Below are 14,459 nucleotides of genomic sequence, written 5' to 3' on the forward strand. Positions count from 1 at the left end.
TCCTGAGTGCAATATAAAAGCAGAATATTGCCTTCATTTTATAAGCAATCGTTTCATGTGGCAAGGGTTGATCAAGTCCCGCTGCTTTGTTGAAATGCGGGGTTATGGTATGATAAATGAAGAAAAACAGGTATTCGATGAGGTGTGTTGATGGACAAAAAAGTAATCATTATAGATGGCAACAGTATTGCCAACCGGGCGTTTTACGCGCTTCCGCTTCTCAGTAACACAGAAGGGTTATTCACGAATGCCGTTTATGGTTTTACTCAGATGCTGCTTCGCCTGCTGGAAGAAGAGAAGCCTACCCACCTGCTTGTGGCGTTTGACGCGGGCAAGGTGACGTTCCGTACAGAGGGATACAAGGAATATAAGGGCAAACGCCAGAAAACGCCAGGCGAACTATCATCACAGTTTCCTCTCATGAAAGAACTGCTGGATGCATTTAATATAAAGCACTATGAACTAGGCGGCTATGAGGCCGATGACATTATTGGAACACTGTCGCTGGAAGCAGAAGCGGAAGGGTTTAAGACGCTGATTGTTTCCGGGGACAAAGATATGCTGCAGCTTGTCTCCGATAACACGCAGGTTGCGCTTACCCGCAAAGGAATCAGTGAGGTCGAACTGTATTCTCCAATTGAAATTATGGACAAGTACGGACTAACGCCAGCCCAGATCATTGATTTAAAGGGTCTGATGGGAGATGCTTCCGACAATATACCGGGCATTCCCGGTGTCGGCGAGAAGACGGCGCTCAAATTACTTCATGAATACCACACGGTTGAAGGGGTATTGGAACATAAAGCGGAGGTAAAAGGCAAGAAGCTACAGGAAAAGCTGGCTGAGCACGAGCAGGACGCCATAATGAGCAAAGAACTGGCGACAATTATGAGGAATGCGCCAATTGAGGTTAAACTGGCGGATATTGCATTCCAGCCGTATGATAGGCAGCAAGTTGCCCGGATATTTGAACGCTTCTCTTTTAAATCGCTGCTCGATAGATTGGGCCTGGATGCAGCCGAAGCGCAAGAGGAAGCTGGCACGGAAGCAGCTGCTTTTGATTACGTTGTGGTAACGGAGAAAAATAGGGACGAATGGGAGAGTAAGCTCGTATCGCCTATGGCCTTAATGGTTGAACTCGATGGCGACAACTACCACACAGCTCCGATACTCGGGTTCGCGGCAGCCCATGAAGACACCCATTTATACATTCCGTTTGAAGTGGCAGCAGATTGGGTCGATTTTAAGAATTGGTTGGCGGACAGCAGTATAAAGAAATGGGTTTACGATGCAAAGCGGAGCCAGGTGTCGCTTAGCTGGCACGGCATGAAGCTAGAAGGCATCTGCTTTGATCCTTTCCTTGCTTCCTATTTGCTTGATCCGTCTGAAACCAATCATACACTTGCTGAAATCGCCAGACGCAATGGCCTGTCGCTTCCTTCCGACGAAGCTGTATACGGCAAAGGCGCCAAGCGGGCCCTGCCTTCTCAGACAGTAATTGGCCAGCATGCGGCGCGCAAGGCAGCCGCGGTCTACAGTCTGCACCACAAGCTTGAGAAGGAAATGCATACCGAACAGCTTACCGAGCTGTTTTATGACTTAGAACTTCCGCTTGCTTCTGTCCTTGGGGATATGGAGACCAACGGCGTTCGGGTTAACAGGGAGCGCTTGGATGAAATGGGCGTCATGCTTCAGGAAAAGCTGGAAAAGCTCACAGAACAGATTTACGAGCTTGCCGGCGTTTCTTTTAATATTAATTCTCCTAAACAGCTTGGGGAGATTTTATTTGATCGATTGAATCTGCCGGTCTATAAAAAAACAAAAACAGGCTATTCAACAAGTGCCGACGTGCTGGAGAAGCTGGAATCTGCCCATGAAATTATCCCGCTGATTTTGGAATTCCGTCAGTTAGGCAAGCTTCAGTCCACGTATATTGAAGGGCTCAAAAAGGTTATTTCCGATAAGGACGGTAAAATTCATACCCTGTTTAACCAGGCCGTAACGGCAACTGGCAGGCTGAGCAGTACGGAGCCCAATCTGCAGAATATACCGATTAGGCTTGAAGAAGGCCGCAAAATTAGGCAGGCCTTTGTTCCATCGGAGGACGGCTGGCTCATTTTTTCGGCTGATTATTCCCAGATTGAACTTCGGATACTGGCGCATATTTCAGAAGATGAGGCACTCATCGATGCTTTCCAGCGGGACATGGATATTCACACAAGAACGGCCATGGATGTGTTCGGTGTTGACGAGGATGGGGTAACGTCACTGATGCGCCGCCAGGCTAAAGCGGTAAACTTTGGAATTGTCTACGGTATCAGTGATTATGGCCTGTCCCAGAATTTGAATATTACGCGTAAACAGGCGGCTGAATTTATCGAACAATACTTTTCTGTGTTTCCAGGCGTGAAGCGCTATATGGATAATATTATTGAGGATGCCCACAAACAGGGATACGTGACGACACTGCTTAACAGGCGCCGCATACTGCCCGATATTAACAGCCGAAACTTTAACCTGCGCAGCTTTGCTGAGAGAACGGCAATGAATACGCCGATTCAAGGAACCGCTGCTGATGTGATTAAACTGGCGATGGTCAACATGGCCAGGCGGTTAGAAGAAGAAAAGCTGGCCAGCAGAATGCTGCTGCAAGTGCATGACGAACTCATATTTGAAGTACCCCAAAACGAACTCGACAAAATGCGTGCGCTTGTTCCTGAAGTGATGGAAAGTGCTCTTCCGCTAGCCGTTCCGTTAAAAGTGGACGTTAATTACGGGCCAAGCTGGTATGAAGCCAAATAGTAAGGAGTTACTGAAATGCCGGAATTACCTGAAGTTGAAACCATACGAAGAACGCTCAACAGGTTAGTGGCAGGCAAAACAATAGAATCAGTCACAGTTGGACTGCCGCGCCTCATTAAAGAACCCGATGATTCCATGGAATTTTCTTCCAGGCTGAGCGGGCAGACCATCCATGGAATCGGCCGGCGGGGCAAATTTCTCATCTTTGAACTGGATGACGATGTCCTTGTCTCCCACCTGCGAATGGAAGGGCGCTATGGACTATACCAGGCTGGGGAACCAGTTGAGAAACATACGCACGTCATTTTCCATTTTACAGACGGAACACAACTGCGTTACAGGGACGTACGTACGTTTGGGACGATGCACCTTTTTGCAAAGGGGCGTGAAGAATCAGGGCCGCCGCTTTATAAGCTCGGGCCTGAACCGCTGGATGCCTCGTTTACAGCGAAAGTATTAAAACAAAGCATGATTCACCGCACAAGCAAAATAAAGCCATTGCTATTAAATCAAGAAATACTTGTGGGGCTTGGTAATATATATGTAGATGAGGCGCTCTTTCGTGCCCGCCTTCATCCGGAAAAAACCCCTGAGGAATTATCGGACTCGGATTGGGAGCGTTTGTATCACGCTATCGTGGAGGTGTTAAGGGAATCCATTTCGCTTGGCGGATCCTCCATAAAGTCTTATGTTAATGGGCAGGGCGAAACCGGCCAATTCCAGCATACCTTACAGGTATACGGCCGGAAGGGTGAACCTTGTGTCGTATGCGGCACCCCCATCGAGAAGTCTGTAGTGGGAGGCAGAGGAACACATATCTGTCCGGTGTGCCAGCCCCGCAATTAAATCAGCCCGGCTGATAAAGCGGCATGACCCCCGATGTGTTTTGGCAATTTTGGTAAACTGTTTGAAGGAGCGTTGTAAAATGATTATTGGACTGACGGGCGGAATTGCCTGCGGGAAAAGTACGGTGTCCCGTTTGCTTGCCGAGCGGGAAGCGCGAATTATCGACGCAGACATTATAGCCCGGGAAGTCGTCCGGCCAGGTGAGCCTGCGTGGTCTCTTATCGTCGATAGATTTGGACAGAATATTCTCCTTGAGAATCAGCAGCTTGATCGGATAAAGCTTGGTTCCATTGTTTTCTCGGATGAGGCGGCACGGCTGGATTTGAATGCGATCATACACCCTGCAGTGAGAAAGCGCATGAAGGAATTAACGGAAGCCGCCGAACAGGAAGGGGTCCCGCTTATTGTGCTTGATATTCCTCTTCTGTTTGAATCCAAACTGGAATATATGGTGGAAAAGGTTGTCGTTGTGCACTGCACACCTGAACAGCAGCTAGAGCGGCTAATGGAGAGAAATGGCTTTTCCCGCGAAGAGGCCCTCCGCCGCATTGCGTCCCAGATGCCTGTAGAGGAGAAAAAATCCCGGGCTGACTATTGTATTGATAACAGTGGAACGTTGTTTGACACGGAGCTGCAGGTAGATGAGCTGGTTGAAAGATTGGTGAGCCCTGATTGAAAAGCAATGCTGAGAAGTTAAATAGAAAAGGACGGCCCATCTCACAAAAAAAACGCAGAATCAGCGTATTTTTTATTGTACTGTTTGTCATTTTTCTTTTTCTGGAATCGCCCCTCCTGTGGAGAGCCATGTACCCGGTCTATTACAAAAACGAGATTGCGAAAGCATCCGCTAAACATAAGATCGATCCATTTCTGGTAATGGCCATTGTTCAAATCGAGTCGAAGTTTGACAAGAAGCAGGTATCCAATAAAGGCGCAGTTGGGCTGATGCAGATCATGCCTTCAACCGCTAAATGGGCCGCAAAAGAAGGCAATTTCTCCCCCATGGTCGTAGAATATTTGGACGAGCCTGCCACAAATATTGACATAGGCAGCTGGTATGTATCCTTTCTCTACCAGAAATTTAACGGCAATCCTTACGCCGTTATAGCAGCGTATAATGCAGGGCCGGGGAACGTATCACGCTGGCTCGCCCAGGGAACGTGGGATGGCAAGGAAGAAACCATTTCCCGCATCCCATTCGGTGAAACCAGGCACTATATTCAGCGCGTGCTTTATTATAAAGATCGGTATGCCAAAATATACAAAAATGATTTTTCCTGACAAGGGGCCTGCTGCAGCAGAAGCAGCAGGTTTTTTTTTTTGCGCAGCAACCATTTAGTCAATTAACTAAATATTTGGAAATGCATAAATTTAAAATAACATATTGAAAAATGTGTCATACTTATTATAATAAAGACATGTAATAGTGTGGATCAATAGGAGGAAGGGGAACGCTTAATGTCTACTAGAATTGCCATAAATGGTTTTGGTCGCATTGGAAGGATGGTCTTTCGTAAAGCTATCCATGATTCGGAGGTTGAAATTGTAGCTATAAATGCAAGCTATCCAGTTGAAACGCTCGCTCATCTTATTAAATACGATACAATTCATGGCAACATCCCCGATAAAGTTGAAACGAAAGATAACACGATTATTGTAAATGGAAAACCAACCCTCGTAGTATCAGACCGGGTACCTGCGAATCTTCCCTGGAAAGAGCTGAACGTGGAAGTTGTGATTGAAGCAACCGGAAAGTTCTGTTCAAGAGAAGGTGCTGCACAACATCTGCAAGCAGGTGCCAAGAAAGTGGTTATTACGGCTCCAGGAAAGAATGAAGATGTAACCGTTGTAATGGGTGTTAACCAGGACGCTTATGATTATAAAAATCACCATATTATCTCTAATGCTTCCTGCACAACAAACTGTTTAGCACCTGTTGCTAAAGTGCTGGATGAAGCATTTGGCATCGAGAGTGGCATGATGACCACCATCCACTCCTATACGAACGATCAGAAAAACCTCGATAACCCGCATAAAGACCTCCGCCGTGCCCGCGCATGTGCACAGTCTATTATTCCGACGACTACGGGTGCAGCTCGCGCGGTGGCGCTCGTTCTCCCCCAATTGCAAGGAAAATTAAACGGCTTTGCCCTTCGTGTACCGACTCCCAACGTATCGGTAGTAGACCTGGTCGTTCACGTGAAAAGAGATGTTACAGCCGAAGAGGTAAACCGTGTACTGCTTGAAGCCAGCGAGGGCAGCATGAAAGGAATTCTAGGCTATACGGTTGAACCGCTGGTCTCTAGCGATTTCAATGGAAATGAAAACTCTTCCATTATTGACGGTCTTTCAACAATGGTTTTAAACAACCGACAAGTGAAAGTGCTTGCATGGTACGATAACGAATGGGGTTATTCCTGCAGGGTACTCGATTTGGCAAAACATGTATCAGAAGCCTCTTACATGAAGAGAAATATTGGGGTCATGGTGTAGGCCAAGCTGCCTGGCGGCGGCTGCATCAATTTTAAGAAAAAGCTGTGGGGAACCGCAGCTTTTTTGCTGTAGTGAGAGTGTTTAAGTCCATTAAAGGTTTCAATGATAAAACAATGGAGCTACGGTCCCGAACACACCAAAGAAAAACATTGCGAGGCAATGCCCGCGATGTTTTTCCTGCACTCTTGACTCCAGTTGCAAACTAGGACAAACTATGAAAGAGTATGATCCCAGTTGGAGATGATGAGTGTGAGATGTCCGTACTGTACACATAATGGCACGAGGGTGCTTGATTCCAGACCGGTTAACGACAGCAAATCAATTAGAAGGCGAAGAGAGTGCGAGTCATGCGGCCGCCGTTTTACCACTTTTGAGATGGTAGAAGAAACACCGTTGATTGTGGTCAAAAAAGACGGAGCACGTGAAGAATTTAGCCGTGATAAAATCCTGCGGGGACTGATTCGGGCTTGTGAGAAGAGACCGGTGCCGCTTGAAACACTTGAAAGGATTGTGGATGATACTGAACGGGAACTCCGTAATACCGCAAAACCTGAAATAGACAGTAAAGAAATCGGTGAGCTCGTGATGAACGCCCTCTATGATGTGGATGAGGTTGCATACGTACGATTTGCCTCTGTATACAGACAGTTTAAAGATATAAATGTTTTTGTAAGCGAACTGGAGGAACTTCTTCGCAACAGCAAAAAAACGCAATAGACGATGTACCAGATTCAACGCCCAAATTTCTGGGCTTTTTCTTCGAATAAAAACTATATGTGGCTTTAAACCGTTAAAGTGATTTTGGATGGGGACCACTCGGTCCCCTTGTTTTTGTTGATATGGAAAGTTTATGGGCTTCACAGTGTTGAAGTGCCTTGATTGATTTTTTAAATGGGACCTCCGGTCCCGAAACACCCACGATGTTTTTCTCATTTTAAGGGCGCAAAAGCTTCGGGCCTCCGCTACCATATAGCTAAATATTGGGAGTATAATGATTAAAGGCGTTAATTAACAGGAGGTATTGTTTTGCGATCGATTGTCTATGGAATACTTGCCTCTTTCTTTTTTGCGGTGACCTTTGTTTTAAACCGGGCGATGGAATTATCCGGGGGCAGCTGGATTTGGAGCGCTTCCCTCCGGTATTTTTTCATGGTTCCGTTTCTCCTGCTGATTGTGGGAGTGAGGGGTAATTTGCGCCCTCTTTTGTGTCATATGCGTGAAAAACTATGGGTGTGGATAGGTTGGAGCTTTGTTGGTTTTGGCCTCTTTTATGCGCCGCTCTGCTTCGCCGCAGCATACGGGCCGGGCTGGTTGGTAGCCGGAACGTGGCAAATTACGATTGTGTCAGGATCACTGCTTGTCCCGCTATTTTATAAAATGAAAGAAACGCCGGAAGGCATCCAAAGAGTGCGGCAGAAGATCCCGCTTAAAGGCTTACTTATGTCGCTCATCATTTTAATCGGTGTTGGAATTATGCAGGCGGGCAGTGCGGCCGGGCTATCTATGAGGGCTGCTGAACTGGGAATTTTGCCTGTTATTATTGCTTCATTCGCATACCCGCTGGGAAATCGAAAAATGATGCAGGTCTGCGAGGGTAAGCTTGATGCTTATCAGCGAGTGCTAGGGATGACACTTGCAAGTTTGCCGCTCTGGATTGTGTTATCATTCTATGAGTTATGGACGAATGGAGCTCCTGGTGGTGGCCAGGTCGTGCAATCTCTCATTGTAGCCATCAGCTCTGGTGTAGTCGCAACGGTTCTATTTTTTGCTGCAACAGATTTGGTGAAGGGGGATGTCCACAGGCTTGCAGCAGTTGAAGCGACCCAGTCGGGTGAAATTGTGTTTGCGGTATTAGGAGAAATATTACTCCTCAAGTCATCGTATCCATCAGCATGGGGCTGGGCAGGAATTGTGCTTATCATTGTTGGAATGGTTGCTCACAGCCTGGGCTCTCATGGACCGGCGGAGAAAGCTGATACATATTCCGCAGTGGATGGGGTTGAAGCTGCAAAATAAAAAGATGTCACCGGCCGAAAAAAGGGCTGTGGCAGAGGAACTTGACCGTTATGTGGAAATACTAGCAGAAATCGCTGAAGAATATGCAGTCCAATAGATGGTATAATAGAGCAATCGACTTTAATAGAAGGAGATGATAACAGGTGAGATGGGGGCAGACTGTTCCAAATGACCGCTTTATCATCCGGGTGAACCGTCCAATCAGCAGCGCGGAAATTGGATACCTCATACACTTGTACCAGCCGTTACTTGGCGTAATTCCTGTTTCATTGTATCAGACACTTTACCATAATGTGTCACTGTCCGGTTTTGCATCCATAGAAGGGCTGCACCGCAGCCTGATGGTTACGCTCGCCGAGCCGCTTGATATTATTTTAAAAGCTAGATATAAATTAGAAGCCATGGGGCTGATCGATACATACCGGATTCAGGCTGCGGGTGAGCCTATTTTGGAGTATACGCTTCGTCCGCCTTATGGACCGGATGTTTTCTTTTCGGATGACACGCTTAGCATTATGCTTTTAAACCGGGTGGGAAAGCAGCATTACCGCAACCTGCGCCGGAAGTTCACTTCCGCAATTGAAAAGCTGCCGGAAGATGCTGACCGTGAGAAAATCACAAAAGGTTTCGATGAAGTGTTCTTCCACGTACACCCACGTGAAATCACCCCGGAACCCGGAGTGGAGACGATGGAATTCCTCCAGGATGTCCGCCATGATGGGGAGCTTGACGCGTTTAATGAGGACACAGAGGCTGATCGAATCTATTTGAAAACAGAAGTAGACTTTGAACTGCTAGAAGCCCTCCTTCCTAAGTCTTTAAAAAGCGAAAAGCTATTGACAGGCGAAGTGTGCGAGACACTGCAGCAGCTGGCCTTTTTATATCAGCTTAACGATTTGCAGCTGGCAAACTTTCTCCAGGACCCCGGGATCTACCGAGACGACAATCAGATCGATACGGCTATTCTCAGGAGAGTGGCCAGAGAGTGGTTCCGCGGCATGAACGGCGGAAAAGCCCCACAAATTAAATCTACAGATGCGGACAAAGAAAGCCCGAAGGAAGGGCAGGCGGCAAGAAAACGGAAACCTGCTCTAACAAGGGAAGAGGAGCACAGGAGAATGCTTTCCTCTCTATCGCCACTGCAGCTTCTTGCGCATTACCACAACGGCGGGCGCATTGCGCCGTCCGATCAAAAAATTGTCGAAGAACTGCTGGAAGACTATCAGCTTCCCTATGGAGTGGTGAATGTACTGCTCGAATATATTATGCTTACCCAGGAAAGGCAGATGCCTAAAGCGCTCATTTTTAAAATTGCCGGTCATTGGAAACGGTCTAACATCCGAACAGTAGAAGAGGCGCAGAAGCTCGCAAGGCAACTTTATAGTGAGTACAAAGGAAATGCCAAACCTGACGCCAGAACGGATAAGCCTGCTGCTTCCTCCAATAAAACATGGCAGCCGCGCAGCCAGGCGAAGCGAAAGGATGAACTGCCGCCGCTTATCAAGGCACAGCTTGCCCGCCAGAAGGATCTCGATAAAAACGGCGGCACGTTTACTGTGGACGAAACAGCTGATGAAGACTATGAACAAACGAAACAACGGATAACTGAACTGCTTAAGTCCATGGGAGAAACCAATTAGAGGAATGATAGTATGCAGCAAATGAATAAAATTCTCTCTGCCTATAGAAATAACCGCTATTCTTTTGAACAAATCGTAGAAGAGTTGACGGTAAGGCCTGAGGTACAGGAATTGCTTGTAAACCACTCTGAAATTAAGCCGCGCCATATTACTCAATCGGTAACCCGTATCAAGCTTGCCTGTGACGAGGCAGATAACTGCCGCGCATGCCCGGGGCTTGCAGATTGTGCGAATCTTCTTAAGGGCCACCAGGCGCTGCTTGAATGGACAGGCTTATCGATTGAAGCCCAGCACAGGCCCTGCCGCCTGGAGCTCATGGACAGGGAGCAGAGGCAACGGGAAAAGTTGATCCAGACCCATCACATTCCCAAGGAGATATCACTTGCTTCTTTTGCGAATATCGATCCTAACCCTGAGCGGGCAAAAGCAATCGCTGCAATGATGGAATTCAGCCAAACTGTGCAGCCCGGACAACCGGGGGCAAAAGGGGTTTATTTATATGGCCCCTTCGGCGTAGGCAAAAGTCACCTGATGGGGGCTGCTGCCCGCAGGCTGGCTGAAAGGGGCATCGCGTCCCTGATGGTATACATGCCTGATTTTTTCCGTGAATTAAAAGATTCCTTCTCCGACAATTCCGTCCAGCAGAAAATCGATGTACTCAAGCAAGTTCCGGTTCTCATCTTAGATGATATCGGGGCAGAAACGCTCTCTCCATGGGCGCGTGACGAGATTCTCGGAGCGATTCTACAGTACCGGGTTAGTGAAAATTTTCCAGTTTTATATACTTCGAATTATAATTATGATGAGCTGCAAGAGCACCTTTCTTATTCACAGAAGGCCGGCATGGAACAATTAAAAGCGATGCGAATTATGGAGCGAATCCGCTACTATACGGACGACCATAAGGTAGATGGCGACAACCGCAGAATTAGAAAGTAGAGCGGCATCTTGGGGAAATCAAAGGGGAAATCGAAGGGAGAAGCTGTTAAATGAGGACGTTGGGTTCAGGGGAGATTGTCTTTTATACAATGGATGGGTCTGTTCAGCGGTTTGAGGGGGAAATTCAGGTAGCGGATGGACGTGTGATTCTCACGGAAATTATTTACTTTAACGGAAGGCCAAACGGTTCACGGGAAGTGAATATGCCGCTTGCGCGGTGTGTTATTTACTGGAAGCCAGAAGTTTACGAAGAAATTGGCTTTGCTCAAGCATAAATGGAATGGTTACGCCCCCTGCTGTAGGCAAGCAGGGGGCATTATGTTACGATTAGAGAGAGGTATACAAAGAACCTTTACCGTTTGGAGGGATACACCATGTCGATTGACCGCATACTAGAGCGTGCGCTGGCAGGCGAACGGCTGGGATTAGAGGATGGCATCCGTTTATATGAAAGCAATGAAATAGAAAAGATTGGCTACTATGCCAATCAGGTGATGGAGAAATGGCACCCTGAACCGATTACTACATTTGTTGTGGGACGAAATATTAATTATACCAATATATGCGATACATATTGCCGCTTCTGCGCCTTTTATCGTCCGCCTGGCAGCGAGGAAGGCTATGTTTTGCCTGATGAAGAGATTTTCAAAAAAATCCAGGAAACGATCGATGTACAGGGGACTGAAATCCTGATGCAAGGCGGGACCAATCCGAATCTGCCGCTGGAGTACTATACAAATCTGCTGCAAAATATTAAGAAGCGTTTTCCACAGATTACGATGCATTCTCTGTCTGTTGCCGAAGTTCAAAAAATCGCGCAAGTTTCTGGAAAATCTGTGGAAGAAGTACTGCGCTCTCTTAAGGAAGCCGGTTTGGACTCACTTCCGGGGGCTGGTGGAGAAATACTAGATGATCGTACGCGCAGAAAGATTAGCCGCTTGAAAGGTTCCTGGACAGAGTGGATTGAAACGATGAAAACAGCAAGCCGCGTAGGCCTGCCGACCACAGCAACGATGGTGATCGGGTTTGGCGAATCGTATGAAGAACGAGTGCTGCATTTTCTACGTGTCCGGGAGGCCCAGGATGAAACAAACGGTTTCCTTGCGTTTATATCCTGGACGTTCCAGCCTGATAACACCAATATGAAAGCGGAAAGACAGACTCCGGAACAGTATCTGCAGAATGTGGCGATCAGCCGTCTGATGCTGGATAATATTCCGAACTTCCAATCTTCCTGGGTAACAATGGGACCGGAAGTGGGTAAACTTTCACTTCAGTATGGCTGTAATGACTTCGGTTCTACCATGATGGAGGAAAATGTGGTGTCAGCAGCCGCCTGCACGTTTAAAGTGAATACCAACCAAATCCTTGATTTAATTCGCGAGGCTGGCAAGATTCCAGCTCAGCGCAATACGAAATACGAGACGCTGCGGGTGTTCAAAGAAGGCGAAACGATGGAAACAGATTTCGTTATGCAGAACTAATTGCAACAGGTTTTAATACAATGTGGTTAAAACTTCATACGTAATGTAGCGGGTAGATTCAACACGAAATGGCGTATTTACCTGATACATTGCCCTAGTAGTGACTACGCTTATCTACAGCAGCTTACTCTTTATGGAGGGATGCTGATAGATAAGCGTTTTTGTCATTCTATCTATTTGCACAATACAACATGAAAGTTGAATTTCATCAAAGATAGCCCGGAATAGAGAGAATAAAGGGACTCCCTGTTGAATCGGTAAGAAACTTGTAAAACGATTTTTCCGGAGTGAAAAGTTTGTTCTTCGAGAGAAGGGGTAATAATTACATAAATTATTCATAATTATTAATAATCTTGTTTTCAACGCTTTGATGTGAACTTCAAATATATTGCTGCGCTATTTTTTATAACAGAGGGAGGAGACTTTATGAGGTACAAAGCAAAGGATTGGCTCAGATTAACATTAAGTGAGCGTTACTTTCTGTTGTTTGCTGTTTCGGTGCTTCAAAAAAAACAACACGTTCGGTAGTATGATTCCGCCAACCTCTTAAATTCCAAATCACCTTGAAATGATTCAGACCTGTGGACGACAGGGGATGTAAGTCAGTCATCAAAAAGACTGGCTTTTTTATTTACCTTTAAACTCTTCATTTATGCTTCATTGTGTGCAGAGGAGTTTATGGAAAGTTGGCGTACTATTAACAAGAGAGTAAAAATGATAGGGAATTTCCATAGAGGGGACGGCTGCATTTGAACAAAATTTGGGGAGTAGCAGCGAAATTGCTAGTAACGGTATTTTTACCGCTTGGGATCGATTTAAACGTACAAACAGCTGTCCAGGCTGCACCTGTCAGCCAATCAACGGATGGGAGATTTCGCATTGAGGTACAAGGATGGACCGCCGGCATAAAACCGCAGGTCATAACAAGCAAACATGCGCATGCGGTTTATACCACGTACAACTATAAAGTGGGGTCGGGCGGTTTTTCTCTAACCCAGGCAAAAATGGAGAACGATGATTGTATTTTTTTCGCCCATCTTGAATCAATCAAGGCTGGCCAGCCTGTCATGCTTAGGCTAACGGTAAATGATCCTACAGTGAAACAGGCCATAACACTTGCTGACTGTTCCGTACAACCAGCGGCCAAACCAAAAGATGGCACAAATGTAAGTTTACCCGTGTTTATAGATGGACCAAAAGCTCATTATAGAATTGGGCCTGCTGTCGCTTTTCAGCCATTAGGTGCCTCTGTCTACAAACGGGTGGCACAGACCGGTCTGGCCGCAAAAGTATCGAAAAGTTCAAATGGCCTGATGTATGAATGGAAGCTTCCATCAAAAAAGGGAGAAGTGTATGAAACATGGGGGATTCTTTCTTCAAACTTACTTGTAAACTGGGGTAACAAAGAGGCTATACATCAATTAGAAAGCGCTTCCTTTGATTTTGATAAAGTATTGCGTGCGGATGGCGCTTACTATCCCAATGAAGAGACATACAGACCGTACGCAGTGAACAGCATCTACTACAATCCGGCGAATTTGGATGGATTCCGCTCGCTCCCCTTCCTCAATAACGCGGACAACGGGACTTATTTTGAAGACATTGCCACCCACCTTGCGTATGCTTCCCTCCAAAATCAAACGCCAAAGGGGTACTGGGAGACCCAGCCTTTATCTACGTGGTTAAACAACGATTATAAGCTGCAAGCGCCTTATATGGATGATAGAAGAAACGCGGACAATGCGACATTTTTACAATATTACATTCGATTCAGAAGCGATGAAGAAATAGATAATGCACTGGATAAATGGGATCGTTATGCCGTTTCCTATATTAAAAGCAATGCGGTACAGCTCAAAACGGGCGGGCTGCTTGTTCCGGACTATCGGGATAATTATGGCCACACCACACATATAGCGCTCAATCATCACATTGCGCTGGCTAACTATTTATTGGAGAGATACATCTCGACTCATGATGTGGCATTGAAAAGTTTGGCTTTGGAAATGATTAAAGGAGTAGAATTAACCAAAGAGTTATGGGTCAAGCCAAACCATGATTTATATTATTCGATCAGCCAGCGGCTTAAACCGACGACAAGCCTTGATTACCGTGAATTAACCCGGGACGACATGGCAGAAACGCAGCGGCTTCTGCAAAAGGTGCAGGGCGAACCAAGCCCGGCGCTGCAGTTTTTAATCGACAGCAAGAATAAGTGGCTGGGACTGCAATAAACAAA

At 46.5% G+C, this 14,459-nt stretch carries 12 protein-coding genes; all 12 read left to right on the forward strand.

The window, feature by feature from the left end; genetic code table 11:
• The first annotated feature begins 150 nt into the window (after positions 1-150).
• The 12 genes from polA to PP175_RS06170 all read left to right on the forward strand — a co-directional run bounded on the left by polA (position 151) and on the right by PP175_RS06170 (position 14,454).
• Positions 151-2,802, forward strand: a complete 2,652-nt coding sequence (gene polA / locus PP175_RS06115; protein WP_272441912.1) for a DNA polymerase I — start codon at positions 151-153, stop codon at positions 2,800-2,802.
• A 15-nt stretch (positions 2,803-2,817) separates the two neighbouring features.
• On the forward strand, positions 2,818-3,648 hold the full coding sequence (gene mutM / locus PP175_RS06120) for a DNA-formamidopyrimidine glycosylase (protein WP_272441913.1): 831 nt from the start codon (positions 2,818-2,820) through the stop codon (positions 3,646-3,648).
• Between the two features lie 79 nt (positions 3,649-3,727).
• Complete coding sequence (gene coaE / locus PP175_RS06125; protein WP_272441914.1) at positions 3,728-4,324, forward strand: dephospho-CoA kinase; 597 nt, start codon at positions 3,728-3,730, stop codon at positions 4,322-4,324.
• A complete protein-coding gene (locus PP175_RS06130) occupies positions 4,321-4,929 on the forward strand; it encodes a lytic transglycosylase domain-containing protein (protein ID WP_272441915.1) in 609 nt (202 codons plus the stop codon). Before coaE ends, PP175_RS06130 begins: the two co-directional genes overlap by 4 nt.
• 177 nt (positions 4,930-5,106) lie before the next feature.
• Positions 5,107-6,141 carry a glyceraldehyde-3-phosphate dehydrogenase gene (locus PP175_RS06135; protein WP_272441916.1) on the forward strand — a complete coding sequence of 345 codons (1,035 nt, stop codon included), beginning with the start codon at positions 5,107-5,109 and terminating at the stop codon, positions 6,139-6,141.
• Positions 6,142-6,390: 249 nt separating this feature from the next.
• Positions 6,391-6,858 (forward strand): transcriptional regulator NrdR, encoded by a 468-nt coding sequence (gene nrdR, locus PP175_RS06140; protein WP_272441917.1) that lies wholly within the window; start codon positions 6,391-6,393, stop codon positions 6,856-6,858.
• A gap of 309 nt (positions 6,859-7,167) precedes the next feature.
• Entirely contained in the window at positions 7,168-8,157 is a 990-nt protein-coding gene (locus tag PP175_RS06145) for a DMT family transporter (protein WP_272441918.1), read from the forward strand.
• Between the two features lie 143 nt (positions 8,158-8,300).
• Positions 8,301-9,797: a replication initiation and membrane attachment family protein gene (locus tag PP175_RS06150; RefSeq protein WP_272441919.1), complete on the forward strand. Its 1,497-nt coding sequence runs from the start codon at positions 8,301-8,303 to the stop codon at positions 9,795-9,797.
• Positions 9,798-9,809: 12 nt separating this feature from the next.
• Positions 9,810-10,736, forward strand: coding sequence for a primosomal protein DnaI (gene dnaI, locus PP175_RS06155; RefSeq protein WP_272441920.1), 927 nt, complete (start codon positions 9,810-9,812; stop codon positions 10,734-10,736).
• A gap of 50 nt (positions 10,737-10,786) precedes the next feature.
• Positions 10,787-11,011, forward strand: a complete 225-nt coding sequence (locus PP175_RS06160; RefSeq protein WP_272441921.1) for a hypothetical protein — start codon at positions 10,787-10,789, stop codon at positions 11,009-11,011.
• A gap of 99 nt (positions 11,012-11,110) precedes the next feature.
• On the forward strand, positions 11,111-12,220 hold the full coding sequence (gene mqnC / locus PP175_RS06165; protein ID WP_272441922.1) for a cyclic dehypoxanthinyl futalosine synthase: 1,110 nt from the start codon (positions 11,111-11,113) through the stop codon (positions 12,218-12,220).
• A 749-nt stretch (positions 12,221-12,969) separates the two neighbouring features.
• The gene (locus tag PP175_RS06170; RefSeq protein ID WP_272441923.1) at positions 12,970-14,454 is read left to right on the forward strand and encodes a hypothetical protein; all 1,485 of its coding nucleotides are present in this window, start codon (positions 12,970-12,972) and stop codon (positions 14,452-14,454) included.
• The last annotated feature ends 5 nt before the right edge of the window (positions 14,455-14,459 follow it).

Origin of the sequence: Aneurinibacillus sp. Ricciae_BoGa-3 (assembly GCF_028421645.1) — a bacterium.
Taxonomy (GTDB): domain Bacteria; phylum Bacillota; class Bacilli; order Aneurinibacillales; family Aneurinibacillaceae; genus Aneurinibacillus_B.

Excerpts from the sequence above, each read along its gene's own strand:
- polA (WP_272441912.1), top strand. The coding sequence starts at position 151 with ATGGACAAAAAAGTAATCATTATAGATGGCAACAGTATTGCCAACCGG.
- mutM (WP_272441913.1), top strand. The coding sequence starts at position 2,818 with ATGCCGGAATTACCTGAAGTTGAAACCATACGAAGAACGCTCAACAGG.
- PP175_RS06160 (WP_272441921.1), top strand. The coding sequence starts at position 10,787 with ATGAGGACGTTGGGTTCAGGGGAGATTGTCTTTTATACAATGGATGGG.
- coaE (WP_272441914.1), top strand. The coding sequence starts at position 3,728 with ATGATTATTGGACTGACGGGCGGAATTGCCTGCGGGAAAAGTACGGTG.
- PP175_RS06135 (WP_272441916.1), top strand. The coding sequence starts at position 5,107 with ATGTCTACTAGAATTGCCATAAATGGTTTTGGTCGCATTGGAAGGATG.
- mqnC (WP_272441922.1), top strand. The coding sequence starts at position 11,111 with ATGTCGATTGACCGCATACTAGAGCGTGCGCTGGCAGGCGAACGGCTG.
- dnaI (WP_272441920.1), top strand. The coding sequence starts at position 9,810 with ATGCAGCAAATGAATAAAATTCTCTCTGCCTATAGAAATAACCGCTAT.